This window comes from Mycobacterium sp. 852002-51163_SCH5372311 (assembly GCF_001667115.1).
In the GTDB taxonomy this organism is placed as follows: Bacteria; Actinomycetota; Actinomycetes; order Mycobacteriales; family Mycobacteriaceae; genus Mycobacterium.
On the sequence record NZ_LZIJ01000090.1, the window covers coordinates 81,669 to 98,840 of the forward strand.

General features: G+C 64.6%; 15 protein-coding genes and 1 tRNA gene. 9 read left to right on the plus strand and 7 right to left on the minus strand.

Features of this window, described 5'->3' with window-relative positions; all coding sequences use genetic code 11:
• The first annotated feature begins 15 nt into the window (after positions 1 to 15).
• The 6 genes from A5791_RS12630 (at position 16) to A5791_RS12655 (ending at position 6,322) form a co-directional block, all read left to right on the plus strand.
• Positions 16 to 1,719, plus strand: a complete 1,704-nt coding sequence (locus A5791_RS12630; RefSeq protein WP_067236518.1) for an SDR family oxidoreductase — start codon at positions 16 to 18, stop codon at positions 1,717 to 1,719.
• 11 nt (positions 1,720 to 1,730) lie between these two features.
• A complete protein-coding gene (locus A5791_RS12635; protein WP_067236520.1) occupies positions 1,731 to 2,807 on the plus strand; it encodes a PDR/VanB family oxidoreductase in 1,077 nt (358 codons plus the stop codon).
• Positions 2,808 to 2,934: 127 nt separating this feature from the next.
• A complete protein-coding gene (locus A5791_RS26760) occupies positions 2,935 to 3,612 on the plus strand; it encodes a peptidoglycan recognition family protein (RefSeq protein WP_231995880.1) in 678 nt (225 codons plus the stop codon).
• 23 nt (positions 3,613 to 3,635) lie between these two features.
• Positions 3,636 to 3,899, plus strand: a complete 264-nt coding sequence (locus tag A5791_RS12645; RefSeq protein ID WP_067236526.1) for a YdeI/OmpD-associated family protein — start codon at positions 3,636 to 3,638, stop codon at positions 3,897 to 3,899.
• 82 nt (positions 3,900 to 3,981) lie between these two features.
• Complete coding sequence (locus A5791_RS12650) at positions 3,982 to 4,680, plus strand: glycoside hydrolase (protein ID WP_156661200.1); 699 nt, start codon at positions 3,982 to 3,984, stop codon at positions 4,678 to 4,680.
• A gap of 85 nt (positions 4,681 to 4,765) precedes the next feature.
• Positions 4,766 to 6,322 (plus strand): succinic semialdehyde dehydrogenase, encoded by a 1,557-nt coding sequence (locus A5791_RS12655; RefSeq protein ID WP_067236533.1) that lies wholly within the window; start codon positions 4,766 to 4,768, stop codon positions 6,320 to 6,322.
• Positions 6,323 to 6,347: 25 nt separating this feature from the next.
• Here A5791_RS12655 and A5791_RS12660 read toward each other — a convergent pair whose 3' ends face one another.
• Positions 6,348 to 6,998, minus strand: a complete 651-nt coding sequence (locus tag A5791_RS12660) for an HD domain-containing protein (RefSeq protein ID WP_067236537.1) — start codon at positions 6,996 to 6,998, stop codon at positions 6,348 to 6,350.
• Positions 6,999 to 7,103: 105 nt separating this feature from the next.
• Between A5791_RS12660 and A5791_RS12665 the strand changes: the two genes are divergently transcribed.
• The gene (locus A5791_RS12665) at positions 7,104 to 8,078 is read left to right on the plus strand and encodes a GlxA family transcriptional regulator (protein WP_231995881.1); all 975 of its coding nucleotides are present in this window, start codon (positions 7,104 to 7,106) and stop codon (positions 8,076 to 8,078) included.
• 137 nt (positions 8,079 to 8,215) lie between these two features.
• Positions 8,216 to 8,677, plus strand: coding sequence for a DUF4383 domain-containing protein (locus A5791_RS12670; RefSeq protein WP_067236540.1), 462 nt, complete (start codon positions 8,216 to 8,218; stop codon positions 8,675 to 8,677).
• Between the two features lie 70 nt (positions 8,678 to 8,747).
• Here the strand turns inward: A5791_RS12670 and A5791_RS12675 are convergent, their stop codons facing one another.
• From A5791_RS12675 to A5791_RS12685, 3 genes are all read right to left on the minus strand, one after another.
• Positions 8,748 to 9,107 carry a hypothetical protein gene (locus tag A5791_RS12675; RefSeq protein WP_067236544.1) on the minus strand — a complete coding sequence of 120 codons (360 nt, stop codon included), beginning with the start codon at positions 9,105 to 9,107 and terminating at the stop codon, positions 8,748 to 8,750.
• Between the two features lie 225 nt (positions 9,108 to 9,332).
• Positions 9,333 to 10,649: a phosphatase PAP2 family protein gene (locus A5791_RS12680; RefSeq protein WP_082966889.1), complete on the minus strand. Its 1,317-nt coding sequence runs from the start codon at positions 10,647 to 10,649 to the stop codon at positions 9,333 to 9,335.
• Between the two features lie 284 nt (positions 10,650 to 10,933).
• A complete protein-coding gene (locus A5791_RS12685; RefSeq protein WP_067236744.1) occupies positions 10,934 to 11,185 on the minus strand; it encodes a hypothetical protein in 252 nt (83 codons plus the stop codon).
• 767 nt (positions 11,186 to 11,952) lie between these two features.
• Here A5791_RS12685 and A5791_RS12690 point away from each other — a divergent pair.
• Positions 11,953 to 14,334: an arylsulfatase gene (locus A5791_RS12690; RefSeq protein WP_067236547.1), complete on the plus strand. Its 2,382-nt coding sequence runs from the start codon at positions 11,953 to 11,955 to the stop codon at positions 14,332 to 14,334.
• Positions 14,335 to 14,790: 456 nt separating this feature from the next.
• Here the strand turns inward: A5791_RS12690 and A5791_RS12695 are convergent.
• From A5791_RS12695 to cmk, 3 genes are all read right to left on the minus strand, one after another.
• A tRNA-Pro gene (locus tag A5791_RS12695) sits at positions 14,791 to 14,864 on the minus strand.
• Between the two features lie 170 nt (positions 14,865 to 15,034).
• Entirely contained in the window at positions 15,035 to 16,426 is a 1,392-nt protein-coding gene (der, locus tag A5791_RS12700; RefSeq protein WP_067236748.1) for a ribosome biogenesis GTPase Der, read from the minus strand.
• Complete coding sequence (gene cmk / locus A5791_RS12705) at positions 16,423 to 17,106, minus strand: (d)CMP kinase (RefSeq protein ID WP_067236549.1); 684 nt, start codon at positions 17,104 to 17,106, stop codon at positions 16,423 to 16,425. Before cmk ends, der begins: the two co-directional genes overlap by 4 nt.
• Between the last annotated feature and the right edge of the window lie 66 nt (positions 17,107 to 17,172).

The window sequence follows — 17,172 nt, forward strand, 5'->3', positions numbered from 1 at the left end:
CTCCGCGGACGACACATGACCACCATCCAGGCCGCTTCTACCACCGTGCCCGCATCGGACGGCGTGAACCTGGCGGTTCACGCCTACACCGAAATCGACAACCGGCGACCGACCATCCTTGCCGTCCACGGCTACCCGGACAACCACCACGTCTGGGACGGGGTCGCCCGGGAACTCAGCCGGCGCCACGACGGCAAGTACAACTTCGTTGCCTTCGACGTGCGCGGGGCCGGCGAATCGTCAACGCCGGCAGAAAGATCCGGCTATCGGCTCCCCCAGCTGGTCGCCGATATCGGCGCGGTGATCGACAGCCTCGGCGTCGACGCGGTGCACCTGCTCGCCCACGACTGGGGCTCCATCCAGGCCTGGGCAGCGGTCACCGACGACTCGGTGATGGGCAGGGTCGCATCGTTCACGTCGATCTCCGGGCCGCACCTGAACTACGCCGGCAAGTTTCTGCGGTCAGCCCGTACCCCGCGTGCCGTTGCCGACGTGGTGAAGCAATTTTTCGCCTCGTCGTACATCTGGTTCATCCTGAGCCCGGTCGTTCCCGAGCTGGCGGCCCGCTCCGGGGTAGGCGCGAAAATCTTTGAGACAGTTGAGCATATCGGCCAGACAAGCACACGCACTCAGCGACGTGCGGACTACAGATCGACCCGTGACTACCTCAACGGGCTCAACCTGTATCGCGCCAACATGCCCGCGCCGATGCTGAAGCCGCCGGCACGGCTCCCGCAGACCACCGTCCCGGTGCAGGTACTGGCAGCCCGACAGGACTACTTCGTCTCGCCGGCCCTGCAGCGGTTCACCGGTTCGATCCCGGCCCGCAGCAGGGTCCTCCCGATCGAAGGCGGGCACTGGGTGGTGGCCTCGCGTCCCGACGTCATCGCCCGGTTGACCGCCGAGTGGATCGACCTCGTCATCGAGGGCGGGGCTACGGTGGCCGAGTCGGTCGTCGCCACCGGCCGTCGTGACGTGCGGGGCAAATTGGCCTTGGTCACCGGGTCGGGCGCCGGGATCGGCCGGGCCACCGCGATGGAGCTGGCCCGCCAGGGTGCCGCCACCGTCCTGGTGGTCGACCGTGATCTGGCCGGCGCCGAAGGCACCGCCGATGCCGTCCGCTCCGCGGGGGCCGAGGCCGCGGTCTACCAGGTCGACGTCAGCGACGAAACGGCGATGAATACCCTTGCGGCACAAGTGCTCGACAAGCACGGCGTGGTCGACATCCTGGTGAACAACGCAGGCATGGGGCTAGCGGGCCGGTTCTTTGAAACCACGCCGGAGCAGTGGGACGCGATCATGGACGTCAACGTGCGCGGCGTCATCCACGCCAGTCGGGCGTTCGGTGCGCAGATGGTCGAACGGGGCCAAGGCGGGGCGATCATCAATTTGTCGTCGGCCGCGGCGTATGTGCCGTTCAAATCCGCCGTCGCGTACGTCACGACGAAGGCTGCGGTGCTCGCGTTCAGCGAATCGTTGCGTGCAGATCTCGCCGACGAGGGCATCACGGTCACGGCGGTATGCCCCGGATTCGTCAACACGAACTTCGCCAAAAGCATGATCTATCCGGGTATGACCGCCAAGGCGATTGTCAAAGCAGTCCGAACCGGCCCAGCGGTGTTGCCGGTCACGCCCAAGTCCTGGGTCGGCTATGCGGCACGCCGCATCAGTCCGTCGTCCATTCGCCGGTTCGCGCGATTAGACATTAGACAGAGATAGCGAGAACTCCTGTGTCACAGACCATTTGGGGTAGTAGACCCGCCGACTTGTACGGCCGGCGCTCCCGCGACCGTTTTCTCACCGCGTTGACCGGCGCCGGCACCCTCTTCGGCAGCTTCGCGTCGTTGTCGCGATGGAATCCGTCGCGGATAGTGCCGGTACAGCGGAACAACATCGCCGTGGTCACCAAACGCGAACTGGTCGCCCCCGACGTGGTCGCCTTGACGCTGGCAGACCCCGACGGCGCATTGCTGCCGTCTTGGACCCCCGGCGCCCACATCGATGTTCGACTGCCTTCGGGCCGCCGCCGGCAGTACTCGTTGTGCGGTTCACCCGGCCGGCGCACCGACTACCGCATCGCCGTGCGCCGGATCGCCGATGGCGGCGGCGGCTCCATCGAGATGCATGACAGCTTCGACGCGGGCGACACGCTGGTGTTCGAAGGCCCCCGCAACGCGTTTTATCTCGTCACGGACGAGCAGGAGCTGTTGTTCGTGATCGGCGGCATCGGGGTGACCCCGATCCTGCCCATGATGCGACTGGCTCAGCAGCGCGGAATGCAATGGCGTGCAGTGTATGCCGGCCGGAGCCGCCAGTACATGCCGCTGCTGGACGAAGTGGTGGCGGTGGCGCCGGACCGGGTCTCCGTTTGGGCCGACGACGAGCGCGGCCGGATGCCCACGGCGGCGGATCTGCTTGCCGATGCCGGGCCGGCGACGGCGGTGTACGTGTGCGGCCCGACCGCCATGCTGGAGTCGGTGCGCACAGCCCGCGATGAGCAAGCCGACGCGCCGCTGCACTATGAACGGTTCGGCCCGCCGCCGGTCGTCGACGGTGTGCCGTTCGAGCTGGAACTCGCGCGCTCGAAGCGGGTACTCAGCGTGCCGGCGAACCGGTCGGCGCTGGGCGTGATGCTCGACGGCGACCCGACCACCCCGTATTCGTGCCAGCAAGGCTTCTGCGGAACCTGCAAGGTCAAGGTGGTGGGCGGGGAAGTCGATCGCCGCGGGCGCGCAGCGGAAGATCGGGACGAAATGCTGGTCTGCGTGTCCCGGGCGAAAAATGGTCGTGTGGTGATCGACGCCTGATCGACCCATGCGTCGTCAAATTCCGGCCATCGTCAGCCGTCGCCGAGCATTGCAACTGGCAGGCGGCGCGGGCCTGGCGGCCGTTGTCGGCGGCTGTGCGACAACGAAACCCGGCACCGCGCCGAGCGTGACCTCTAGCCCCAATCCGGTAACCGCTGCGCCCAGTACCGTCGGCTCGGCGCCAAGCCCGACTCGTGTCTCCCCCACCACAAGCAGCGCGGGCGTGCTGCTGTGCCGCGATTCCTGGGGAGCCCGTCCCGCCCGGGCCGGTGGCAAGCCGCACACCCTCACCCGGATGACCATCCACCACTCGGGGGTCGTTCTGGGCGACAACCGCAAGGCGCCGGGCCGCCTGCGCCAGCACCAGCGTTATCACCAAGACCAGCTCGGCTGGATCGACATTGCCTACCACGTGAGCGTCGACCGCAACGGCGACATCTACGAGTTGCGCACCCCGACGTTAGCCGGCGACACCGCAACCGACTACGACACAACCGGCCACTTCCTCGTGCTCTGCGAAGGGGATTTCGACGTAGAAGAGGTGACCGAAGCCCAACTCAACGGAGCAGCTTTGGTATTCGCTTGGGCCGCACAAACATTCGGCCTGGCGAGCGACACCCTGGCCGGCCACCGCGACGTCGCGCCGACCACCTCTTGCCCGGGGGCGAACCTCTATTCCCATCTCACGTCCGGGGATCTCAAACACCGCATCGACGCCCTGCTGGCCGCAGGCAGCGTGAGCCTGCAAAAAATCTGTGGCCCCGACGCGTCGGCCGTCGTTGCTGATATCGAAGCAGGCCGCTGACGGGACCGAGCTACCCTGATCCGGTGACCGAGCGTGTCCCCGGCGGGGTGGTACACAAGCTGCCAACAGACCTGCGCAAGGCGCTGATCGCCAACACCACGGCACTTACCGCCTGGAAGGACATCACGCCGTTGGCGCGCAATGAGTTCATCTGCTGGGTCGAGGATGCCAGGCAAGAGACGACCCGAGCGCGCCGCATCCGCCGTACCCAGGAGGAGCTCGAAGAAGGCAAGCGCCGGCCCTGCTGCTGGCCGGGATGCAAGCACCGCGAGCGCACCGGCCGCTAAAAGTGCAACTCGGAAATAACAATGCAACCCAGAGATAACAAACATTGCCCCACGCGCCCCACAGGACACTAAAGTACTGTTCGTGCGCAGAGACTTGTTGGGCAATGGGCGGGGCCGATGGCTGGCCATCGCGGCGTCGCTCGTCGTCTCTGCCGGCATGATCTACGCCCAGGACGCAAAGCCTGCCTGCTGCGGTCAGGCTCCGGCGGCAGCACCGCCAAGCCAGGCTAGCCCGGCAGCTGGGCCGGCCGGCGCACCGGCGGGTGGGCCGCACACCGCCAGCCCCGAAGAGGTGCAAGCGCTGGCCGCGTTGGCGGCGACCGCTCCCACCAGTGCCACGGACTTCCAGTTCGCCTTGCCCGCCGGCCGCGCACCGGAGGGTGGGTTGCAGATCCACACCATCTGGGCGGCGCGGGTGATCAGCGTGCTGTTTCCGCAGATCTCCACCATCGGCGGCTTCCGGCAGGATCCCCTGCCGTGGCATCCCAACGGGCTGGCGATCGACGTGATGATCCCGAACCATGGCAGCCCCGAGGGCATTGAACTCGGCAACCAAATCGCCGGGTACGCCCTGGCGAATGCCAAGCGATGGGGCGTCAACCACGTCATCTGGCGGCAGAAAATCTATCCGGGTGTCGGCGCGGGAAGTTGGACGGCCGACTACGGCAACGAAACCGCCAACCACTACGACCACGTACATATCGCCACCGACGGCGGCGGATACCCATCCGGGCACGAGGTCTACTACATCAATTCGATGCGGCTTGCCCCGCCGAACTAACCGAATGATCGACGCCGCCCTGCTCGGCACCGCAGGCCTATAGGCTGGTGCTTCCGAAGCTTGTGCTTCTTGGGAAGGTAACGACATGCCTGTACCGTCAGCCGACGTCTTTGACCGCCTGCGTCAGTTGTCCGCCATCAAAGACATCGGCGCGCGCCCTTCCAAGACAATCGATGAGGTCTTCACCGGCAAGCCGCTGACCACGATCCCGGTCGGCACCGCCGACGACGTCGAGGCCGCATTCGCCGAAGCCCGCGCGGCCCAGATCGACTGGGCCAAACGCCCGGTCACCGAGCGGATTGAGGTCGTGCGCCGCTATCGCGACCTGGTCGTCGAGAACCGCGAGTTCCTGATGGACCTGCTGCAGGCCGAAGCGGGCAAGGCCCGGTGGGCGGCGCAGGAGGAGATCGTCGATCTGATGGCCAACGCGAACTACTACGTACGCGTTGCCGCCGACCTGCTCAAGCCGCGTAAGGTGCAGCCACTGCTGCCGGCGATCGGCAAGACCACGGTGGGCTATCAGCCCAAAGGCGTGGTCGGAGTGATCTCGCCGTGGAACTACCCGATGACGCTCACGGCGTCCGACTCGGTGCCTGCACTGCTCGCGGGCAACGCGGTGGTGCTCAAACCGGACAGCCAGACGCCATACTGTGCGCTCGCGTGTGCCGAACTGTTGTACCGGGCCGGGCTGCCGCGAGCGCTCTACGCGATCGTGCCCGGCCCGGGTTCGGTGGTCGGCACCGCAATCACCGAAAACTGCGACTATTTGATGTTCACCGGCTCGTCGGCCACTGGCAGCCATCTCGCGGAGCAGTGTGGACGTCGGCTGATCGGTTTTTCGGCCGAACTCGGCGGCAAGAATGCGATGATCGTGACGCGCGGAGCCAACCTGGGCAAGGTCGCCAAAGCGGCTACCCGCGCGTGCTTTTCGAACGCCGGCCAGCTGTGCATCTCCATCGAGCGGATCTATGTCGAGAAGGACGTCGCCGACGATTTCGCGCGCAGATTCGGCGATGCTGTGCGAAACATGAAGCTGGGCACCGCTTATGACTTCTCCGTGGACATGGGCAGTTTGATTTCCCAAGGGCAGCTCAAAGCCGTGTCGGAACATGTCGACGACGCAACGGCCAAGGGCGCCAAGGTCATTGCGGGCGGCAAAGCCCGGCCGGACATCGGCCCGCTGTTCTACGAGCCCACCGTGCTGACCGACGTCACCCCGGAAATGGAGTGCGCCGCCAAGGAAACGTTCGGGCCGCTCGTCTCGATCTATCCGGTCGCCGACGTGGACGAGGCCGTGGAGAAGGCCAACGACACCGAGTACGGGCTCAACGCCAGCGTGTGGGCCGCCTCCACCGCGGAGGGCGAGAAGATCGCAGCCAGATTGCGGTCGGGAACGGTGAACGTTAACGAGGGTTACGCGTTCGCATGGGGCAGCCTCAGCGCGCCGATGGGCGGCATGGGCATATCGGGCGTCGGCCGCAGACACGGCCCCGAGGGCCTGTTGAAATACACCGAATCGCAGACGATCGCGACCGCGCGCGTGTTCAATCTCGATGCGCCCTTTGGGATCCCGACGACTGTCTGGCAGAAATCGCTGTTGCCCATCGTGCGGACAGTGATGAAGCTTCCTGGCAGGACGTGACCTAAGGCTCCCGGGTACCGGCCTGCTATTCAGGCCAAGCATTGTTGAGGATCATGTCGACGAAGTCGTCGCGCACGAATGTGGGGTCGTAGTGCGCAAGTACGTCGGCGTTCATGGTGCCGAAGGTGGTGTGAGGACGGTGCTTCATGCCGTCATTGAAGGCGGCCAGGATGCGACGTTTGAAGTCTGGGCGCGGGTGAGCAGTGGTGACGGCTGCGAGAGCTTCTGAAGAGAGCTCTTCGCGGTCGATGCCGACCACGTCCGTCTCGACGCCGGCGTTGACCAAGGCGATTTCGGGTTCCAGGAATTGCGGCACGCCCGGGGTGGTGTGCAATGCGATGCTCAGCCATACCTTGCGGGCGTCGGCCGCATCGACGCCGCGCTGCAACAGGAAGTCTCGCGCCGCGTTGGCGCCGTCGACTTCGAATCGCAGGTTCGACGTGCGGTAGCGTTCGGTGAGGCCCAGGTCGTGGAACATCGCCGCGACGTAGAGCAGCTCGAGGTCTGGTTGCAGGCCCAGGCGACGACCGCGCAGCGCGCCGAACAGAAACACTCGGCGGGAATGATCGAACAGCAAGTCGTCTTCGGCGTCGCGGATGAAGTCGGTTGCCTCGCGTACCAGCGCGGTGTCGGGGATTGCCACGTCGGCGATGGTTTGAATTGACTGTGTGGCCATGACAACTCTCCTTGGTTGTGAACTCCAACAACTCTGCGCCGGTGGCGCGATTTCGACGCACGGTGATTGAGCCCTCTTGTCCACAAAAAGCGACACAATGGCTCTGTGGTGCAAGCCGATGCGCGTTCCCGGGTGGTAGTGATCGTCGTCTTCGACGAGGTGACGTTGCTGGATGTCGCAGGGCCGGCCGAGGTCTTTTCCGAAGCCAACCGATTCGGCGCAAACTATCAAATCAAGATCGCCTCGGTGGATGGCCGCGATGTGACGACCTCGATCGGTACGCGGTTGGGTGTCACCGACAGCATTTCGTCGATAGCGTCCGCCGACACCGTCCTGGTCGCCGGCAGTGACAGCTTGCCGTCGCGGGCGATCGACCCCGCGCTCGTCGCGGCCGTCAAATCGGTAGCGGGTCGGACCCGGCGTCTGGGATCCATTTGTACGGGGTCATTCATCATTGCGCAGGCCGGCCTGCTGAGCGGCCGGCGCGCCACCACACATTGGCGAGAGAGCCGGTCACTTGCCCGGGCCTTCCCCGATATCACCGTCGAGCCCGACGCGCTTTTCGTCCGCGACGGCGATGTCTTCACCTCGGCCGGGATCTCGTCGGGGATCGACCTAGCGCTCGCTTTGGTCGAACAGGACTGCGGCACCGAGCTCGTCCGCGACGTGGCCCGCTGGTTGGTGGTCTACCTCAAACGCGCGGGTGGGCAGTCGCAATTTTCGGTGCTGGTCGAGGCCGATCCACCGCCGCAGTCTGCGCTCCGGGTTGTCACCGATGCGATTGCAGCGGATCCGGGGGCCGACCACAGCGTCAAGAACCTTGCCGCCCGCGCATCGTTGAGTACGCGTCAGTTGACGCGGCTGTTTCGAGCCGAGCTCGGTACCACCCCGGCCGGTTACGTCGAGATGGTCCGGATCGACGCGGCCCGTGCCGCGCTCGACGCCGGCCGCAGCGTCAGCGACACCGCGTGCCTCGTGGGCTTCGGCAGCACCGAAACCCTCCGACGGGCGTTCGTCGACCACCTCGGGGTGTCGCCGAAGGCCTACCGGGACAGATTTCGCACCGCCGTCCGCAGCTGATTTCGAAAGGTCGGACACTCCCGACCACCTTATTCCGGTGGGCGACAAGGCGATTCGACAGATACAGGACACAATTGCCACGTCCTACTACATTGCGTAGTATGTGCTCTATCCCACCGCGCACAAGGAGGTGCCACGTGAGGTGGAGTTTCGCCCAGGTCGGCCTGCTCATCATTTGTGTTCTGCACGTCATCCAGGCAGTCGTCGGCTTCATCTTGGAACCCAGCTTCGCCACGGGCCCCGGCGCGCCGACCGTCCAACTGCTCGGTATGGACTACAACGGTTGGCACGCCATCGCCGGTCTGGCGTTATTCGGCCCGGGCCTGGTGTTCGCGCTGCGCAAGTCGTGGGCGGTGTTGTACCTCATCCTCGCCGCGATAGCCGGTGCGCTACCGGGTATTTGGGCCTCCTTCTCGCATCAGGTGGCCGTCGTCCTCACCTTTCCCAACAACACCACCGATGCGGTGGTGCACTTGGTGACCGCGGCGGTGATGATCGCGGTGGCAACCGTACAGATCCGCTTGGACGGCGGACTTCGCAACTCGCTCGCCGACCTGCGCAAAACGCCGCGCCAATCTGACAAGTCGCACGCTAGCTAGGCCTCGACCCGGGTCCGTTTCATTTCGCGCAGACGATCGTCAAAAGCCACGCGGGGAACGGGACCCGAATCTAATCCGATGACTTGTCGGAGTCTTCGGACTCGTCGGACTTGTCGGAGTCGTCGGAGTCGTCGGAATCATCTGACCCGTCGGACTTGTCGGACTCGTCTGAGTCATCCGACTCGTCGGACTTGTCAGACTTGTCAGAGTCCTTCGAATCCTCAGACTTCTCGGACTTGTCGGATCTCTCAGATTCTTCGGACTCGTCGGCTTTGTCTGCGTACTTCGTCAGGAGCCCAGCTAGATCACGGGCCTCCTCAGGTGTCAACAAGTCGTCGAACACCCTCTTGTCGCTCTCAGAGATTCGCTCCAGGTAAACCGCATTGCCCTTGGCGCCGACCTCCCAGCGGCCGCCCTCCTCGCTAACCATTCGATGCCCGCCTTCCAACTAGTGACCGATCCCAACCATGAGGCGCCCGCCGGCGCTAGTGAGTGGTTTACCCACTTCTGGTGTGGGGCAATGGCCATGATTTCGCGGGTGTTCGTCCGCGACGCAGCTGTCGCCGCGTCGGCTGTAGCCGGCGTTTCTGGTCGTCTGCCATGAAGCGCGAACCCCGCGTTTCGAGCCGCGCTGCATAACCAATTCCGAGTAAGTTCAAACTCCGCCGCTAAGCCCGACTGGCCCGGTCTCGGCGCAGAGAGAGGCCTCCCCTGCCGTCATGACCGAGGCGAAGCTGCTATGAACGGATAGAGTCCTGGCTTCCATAGGCGCGCCTGGCCGGGCAAAGAAGGCGGCGTGGAAGGCGGCGCTGAAAATCACCATTGCTCCGACGATGAGCGGGCCGAAGAGCAACGGGTGGCGCGCCATGGGCTCTGCCAGGTAGCGGCAACACAGCAGCAGGACTGCCAAGAACGTCGCACCGAAGGCGACCAATCCCATCCGCGACCAGATCCGGCCGCGTAACGGTTCGCGCAATGCCGACTCCACGGTCAGGCACAACACCGCGCCGGCCACCAGGTCGACGCCGTAGTGGTAGCCGAAGCCAAGTGTCGCTGCGACGGTGCATACCAGCCACACCGTGCCGCCCACGCGCAGCCAGCGCGGTCCATGACGGGAGTGGATGAAAACGGCCAGCGCCCACGCCGTGTGCATCGAGGGCATGCAGTTACGTGGCGTTTGGCCGTCGAAGGCCACGGCTCGCGGCGACAGATCAACGGGCGGCAATGAGTGTGGCCAGTAGTCGCCGACTTGAAAGCCCCCGCCCGCGTCGCCGAACGCAAACTCCGGACCGACTACGGGAAACAACACGTAAATCACCGGCCCGATCAGTGCGAGCAGCAGGAACGTCGGCACCAGGAAATGCCGCGGCCAACCGCCGGTGCGGACGTTGCGCAGCTGGTAGACCGTAACCAGCATTGCCGCGACGGGCAGTTCGATGTACACCCAGTGCAGCCCGGCGCCGAGAACCGGGCCGGCTGCGTGGACGAGCCGACCGAACATCCAGGAGGGTTGTGCGAGCGCGTGATCGGCGAGTAGCGCATATTCGTCGAAGACCTTTGGCCGAACGATCGCGGTGATCCGCAACCAGCTATCGCCGACTTTTGTCGCGACGATCACCAAAAGGCCGAAAGCGATTCCGGGCAACGCAGGGTTGATTTCGACGGTCCCCCGGCGCCGCAATGCCACCAGGGCCAATCCGGTGAGCACGATCAGCGGCCCGTTGCCGAAGGCCAACGCACCGCCACGCAGCAATCTCTCCGCAGCGAAAGCAATGTCAAGAAGCACGGCCAACGACAGTGCGATGATCCGCCACCGGTTGAGCAATCCGGCCATGGCCATGCCGAACCCGACCCAGGGCACCGTGGCCGACTTCGGAGTGGCGACGTAATCACTGATCAGGCTGTGCAGCGGACCCTGAAATCCGGAACTGTTCGCCGTGAACTGCGACATGACAAGCAATAGGACCATCATTGCGGCGGCGATCGTAGGCCAGCTACGGGTCAGCTGAACACGCACCTGCCCTCGTCGCACATCGCCGATGAACACCCGCAAAATTTTAGGTGCCGGATCGATGTCACAGGCGTTAAACCCTCAGGACGCACGTCACGGTTTGTCGACAGAAGTTTCGTTTTCGCGCAAACATCGCGGACCCGGGGGCTAGCGGGACCCAAACCGGCGCGCTTCGGCATCACTTGGCGGCATGAATCGCCAACGTGAATCGCCTTGTACAACAGCGCTATTGGTCATGCCCTGCGCTAGCAGGGGTCGCCGTCCGGCGTGTAGTAGGGCACGCCTTCCACCGTGTAGCAGGGCGGCTGGCCGGCGGCTGCCTGTGCGGCCGCCTCATCGTCGGCGGCGACGGCTACCCTCGCCGCCGGGTCAGTGCATCCGCCAACTGAGACATGGCGGCCACCGACGTCGCCGCACACATCGGCCTGCGCCGCCGGTGCCGGCGACAACACCGCAGCGAATGCCAGCAAAGCGCCTACCAGGATGACTTTGAACATCAAGTGAGTCTATGCCCGCTCGCCATCCCCTGAGCAGCAATCGGGAAGTAGCCTCTGTGGTGGTGTTATCCCGGCCCGCAGAACCCCGGAGGGGGCGGCTGACCTGAGGTCTGATTACAGAGGCCTGATTCTGAGTGCGGATTATGGGTTGGTGTTGGGTTGGGAGGGTTAGACGGGTCTGCGTGGCCTGTGGCGGCCGCCAGCCCCATAACAGCCATCCCCAACCCAGCGGCGAGAACGGTTCTGGCGGTCAATTTTGTCAGCTTGAGCCGGGTGGTCTGATCGAGGTGACAGGCAATGGTCATGATGTTCCCTTGTGTGATCGCAGCCCTACACGGGCCGCTCTTTCAGTTAGGGTCATCCCCGCCATTGGGACAGTTCTCGATAATTCCTTCCTGGATCGGTCTCGGAAGTGGGGCACCCAAACCTAGATTGAGGCTATTCCTGGTGTCGAAAAGTGACGTGCTTTTCGTGAAATTTGCGCTGGTCGCGACATCGAAGCAATCCGAACTGCGTACAACCGCTTGCTGCTGCAGAAAACCGCATTAGTCACGCCTCGACAACGGCGACCTACTCATCGGCGGACCGTTCGGCATCAAACGCCTACTGGCCAATCCAGCCGCCGACGGCGGAGCAGCGCTTTAAAATGGGCACAGATTTAGCCGCCGGTCAGGGCGCGAATTTCCGGGACCCAGGGTGCGGATAGCGGATTTGTTCGACCGGCACAAACCCGTCGATGTGGTCGGCCAAGGGAAGGGTTGCACCATATGTCTGATGCACGACCAGCCGAGCAAATTCAACGTTCGGTGCTGCCTATCCCAGACCGGCCCAAGGACGTCCCGACAACGTTCGACGCCGCAGATCCCGGGTCGTCGTTTCCGCCGATCACGCCGCTGCGTCCGCCGCCAGGATCGCCGAATGTGCTGTTTGTATTGCTCGACGACGTGGGGTTCGGTGCGTCAAGCGTGTTCGGTGGCCCGGCACAGGTGGCTTCGGCCGAGCGGCTGGCCGCCAACGGGCTCAAGTTCACCCGGTTCCACACAACCGCGATGTGCGCACCAAGCCGACAGGCGTTGCTCACCGGGCGCAACCACCACACGGTGTCCATGGGGGCGATCACCGAGATCGCGACCAGTGCGCCCGGCTACACCGGGATCCGACCCAACACATGCGCACCGCTGGCCGAAATCCTCAAACTCAACGGCTATTCCACCGCGCAGTTCGGCAAGTGTCACGAGGTGCCTCCGTGGGAGACCTCCCAACAGGGCCCGTTTGAGCGGTGGCCGTCCGGGGGTGGCGGATTCGAGTACTTCTGGGGCTTCCTGGGGGCGTTCACCAATCAGTACTACCCCAACCTGGTTGAGAACGGTGTCGCCGTCCAACCGGCCAAATCCCCCGACGAGGGCTACCACTTCATGGAGGACATGACCGACCGGGCGATCGGTTGGGTCCAGTCGCAGAAAGCCTTGACGCCCGACAAGCCGTTCTTCATGTACTTCGCTCCGGGCGCGACCCATGCTCCGCACCAAGTCCCCCTCGAGTACGCCGACAAGTACCGCGGCAAGTTCGACGGCGGGTGGGACCAACTGCGGGAAGAAACATTCGCCCGCCAGAAGGAACTCGGCGTAGTGGGCGCCGACGCCGAGCTGACCGCCCGACCCGATCTGATCGATGCCTGGGACGACATGCCCGACGAGATCAAACCGTTCCTCATTCGGCAGATGGAGGTCTACGCCGGATTCCTCGAATACTCCGACTACCACATCGGCCGCTTGTTCGACGCGCTCGACGAACTCGGCATCATCGACGACACGATCATCTACTACATGATCGGCGACAACGGGCCGTCACCCGAGGGTGCGATGCAGGGCGCCTTCAACTGGCTGCGCGGCACCAACGACCGCTACGACATAGAAACCCCGGAGTACGCGGCGTCGAAAACCTCAGTCCTCGGGACGCCCGAGGCGTACAACCACTACTCGCTGGGGTGGGCGCACGCCATGTCCACGCCCTACCAGTGGACCAAGGTGGTGGCCTCCCACTGGGGCGGTACCCGCAACGGCCTGGTCGTTCACTGGCCAGCAGGAATCAACGCCAAAAGCGAGACCCGCCACCAGTTCTGCCACATCATCGACGTCGCCCCCACGATCCTGACCGCGGTGGGCTTGCCCGAGCCGTCCACCGTGCACGGGGTCACCCAGACACCGATGGAAGGCACACCGATGAACTACGCGTTCGACGACGCCGACGAACCGGAACGACACACCACCCAATACTTCGAACTCATGTGTAACCGCGGGATCTATCACAACGGTTGGTCGGCGGTCACCATGCACCGCTATCCCGACAGCGAAAAGGGCAACCTGACCCACAGCCTGGACGACGACACGTGGGAACTCTACGACGGCACCACCGACTGGACCCAGGCCCACGACTTGGCCGCCGAGCAGCCCGAGAAACTTGAAGAACTCAAACAACTGTTCCTCATCGAAGCCGCTCGACACAATGTTCTGCCCCTCGACGACCGCAGCTTCGAACGCCTGGTCCCCGAAATCGCCGGACGCCCCACCCTCATTCAGGGAACCCAGCAAGTCATCCTGCCCTCAATGCAGCCCCTACCGGAAAACGCCGTCCTGACCCTCAAGAACAAGTCACACTCGGTGTCGGCACTCATCGACGTGCCAGAAGGCGGCGCATCCGGCGTGATCATCGCCCAAGGCGGACGCTTCGGCGGCTGGAGTCTGTACACCCACCAGGACCGACTTACCTACTGTTACAACATGCTTGCGGTGTACCGCACCAAAGTCGTCGCCGACGACCCCCTGACTCCCGGACAACACCAGGTCCGGATGGAGTTCAGCTACGAAGGAACTGAACTGGGCAAGGGCGGCACCATCGACCTGTTCGTCGACGGCGAGCACGTAGGCTCAGGTCACATCAACGAGTCCATCGCGTTCATGTACTCGGCAGACGAGGCCACCACCGTCGGACGAGACACCGGCTCCAACGTGAGCGACGACTACAGCGCCGGAAACAACACCTTCACCGGCACCGTGCATTGGGCCCGGCTCGACACCGGCGGCGACGCCGAACACCACCTCGTCGCCAATCCAGACCACGTACTGCGCGCCGCCATAGCCATCCACTAACTTTCGTCGCCCAGTGCATGACCCGAACCCGCGGTCCGGTCAGGGTCACCCGTACAGATTGCCAGCGTCGTAGTGGACACCGCTGGACCGCGCACTTGTTTGTGTTCTTCAGCCGCCGATCCGGCGGCGCATCCATGCGGGCGGCGGCGACACCCGGCCCGCGCGGGCACGGCGCTCGATGTCGGCCATCGACACGATGTGCATGTGGCCGACGGAGTGCACCAGGACGTCGTGAGCGACGGTCAGCCCGGTGTTGCAGTCGGGCTGGTGTGCTGATCAACTACCTCGACATCCGCGTCCTCGACCAACGCACCGGAACCCTGATCCGCAAACTCACACCCGACCCGCAACTACCAACCCCGCGGCGTCAAATGCGGAAACTCACCGAAAACCGAGCTTGAGGTGTAAACCATGCCTCGGGACACCCGTCGACAATGTCCTGAGACATGACACCGGTCGGGCTGACAGGATTTGAACCTGCGACCACTTGACCCCCAGTCAAGTGCGCTACCAAACTGCGCCACAGCCCGGTCGCCGCCTCGATCACCGGCGGCAGGTCGACAGCCTACCGCAGCGCACCCGTCATACGACCACGACCCACCAGCGGGCAATGCCGCTCGCCGAACGTGCTCTCAGGGTGAAAAAGAGGCCAGATTTTCGCAGCCAGAGCACGCTCGGCGGCAGATCCGAAGGCCACGACCTACCGGCGTTTGGCCGATCGCTTCTCGCGCACCCGCACGTTGATCCGGATCGGGCTGCCCTCGAAGCCGAACGTCTCACGCAGCCGCCGTTCCAGGAACCGGCGATAGCCCGCCTCCAAGAAGCCGCTGCTGAACAGCACAAACGTCGGCGGCCGGGCGGTGGCCTGGGTGGCGAACAGAACGCGCGGCTGCTTGCCGCCGCGCACCGGTGGTGGCGTGGCCGCCACCACTTCTTTGATCCATGTGTTGAGGGGGCCCGTCGCAATCCTGGTGTCCCACGACGCCAGCGCACTCTCCATGGCGGGCACCAGTTTTTGCACCGCCCTTCCCGTCTTGGCGGAAACGTTGACGCGCTGCGCCCAGCGCACCTGGACGAGTTCGCGGTCGATCTCGCGTTCCAGCAGATCGCGCCGGTCCTCGTCGACCAGATCCCACTTGTTGTACGCGAGCACCAGCGCCCGTCCGGCCTCGATGACCATGGACAGCACTCGCAGATCCTGCTCGGTAATCGGCTGCGACGCGTCGATCAGCACGATCACCACCTCGGCCAGATCGATTGCCCCGTGTGTACGCACGGATGCGTAGAACTCGTGTCCGCTGGCCTGACCCACCTTGCGGCGCAGGCCGGCGGTGTCGACGAATCGCCAAACCTTGCCGCCCAATTCGATCAACGAATCCACCGGATCGACCGTCGTCCCCGCTACTTCGTGCACCACCGAACGCTGGTCACCGGCCAGTTTGTTCAGCAAAGAACTTTTGCCCACGTTGGGCTTGCCGACCAGTGCCACCCGCCGCGGACCGCCGCCACCCGCCGCCGATTCGGCCAGCTCCGGCAACACGGCCAGCACCTTGTCGAGCAGGTCAGCAACGCCGCGACCATGCATCGCACTGATCGCATGCGGCTCACCCAGTCCCAACGACCACAAGGCCGCCGCGTCGGCTTCGCCTTTCTCGCTGTCAACCTTGTTGGCAGCCAAGAAAACTGGCTTGCCCGAGCGGAGCAGAATGCGGGCCGCGTCCTCGTCGGCGGCGGTAGCCCCGACGGTGGCATCGACCACCAGGATCACCGCGTCGGCGGTCCGCATCGCCACCGATGCCTGTTCGGCCACCAGCCGTTGTAAGCCCTTGGCGTCTGGCTCCCAGCCGCCGGTGTCCTGGACGACGAACCGGCGCCCGGTCCACAACGCGTCGTAGGACACCCGATCCCGGGTCACGCCGGGAACATCCTGCACCACCGCCTCACGGCGGCCCAGGATCCGGTTCACCAGAGTCGACTTGCCGACGTTGGGCCTACCCACTACCGCCACCACCGGAGCGGGACCGACCTGGACGTCCTCGGAATCGCTTAGTTGCCAGTCGCTTTCGTCAGACCAGGTGCCGTCCTGACTCATCGCACCACTCCGCACCGCTGCGTCACCAGCTCCACCAGATGATCGATCACCTCAGCCTCGGTCATATCGCTGGTGTCGACGATCACTGCGTCGGAAGCAGCCCGCAGCGGCGACACCGCTCGGGTGGAATCCAGATGGTCGCGGCGACGCACATCGGCCAGCACGCCGTCGTAGTCGTCGGCAAGCCCCGCAGCGACGTTCTGGTCATTGCGGCGCCGGGCCCGCGTTTCGGCCGACGCGGTCAGAAAGATCTTCACCGGCGCATCGGGCAGCACGACGGTTCCAATGTCGCGGCCCTCAACCACCACGCTGCCCGCGCCTTCGGTCAGCTGGCGCTGCAACTCGACCAGCCGACTGCGCACTGCGGGCACCGAGGACACCGCTGAAACCGCCCTGGTGACGTCGTCGCCGCGGATTTCCGACGAAACATCTTCTCCGGCAAGGTAACAGCGGTCCCCGTCGGGCTCGCGATCGAGCGACAGCGGCACATCCTCGACACGCTCTCCAACCGCCTCGGCGTCGGCTGGGTCGATGCCGGCGCGCAGCACTGCCAGAGTAACGATCCGGTACATCGCCCCGGTATCCAGGTAACGCGCTCCCAATGCACGCGCCAATCCTCGCGACACAGAGGACTTTCCGGTTCCCGCCGGTCCGTCGATGGCCACTACCACGTCATTCACGGGCTGATGGTTCGCTGCACTCCCGTCGCTCACCGCGTTCGTTCCGCTCGTTCCGCTCACAGGCTG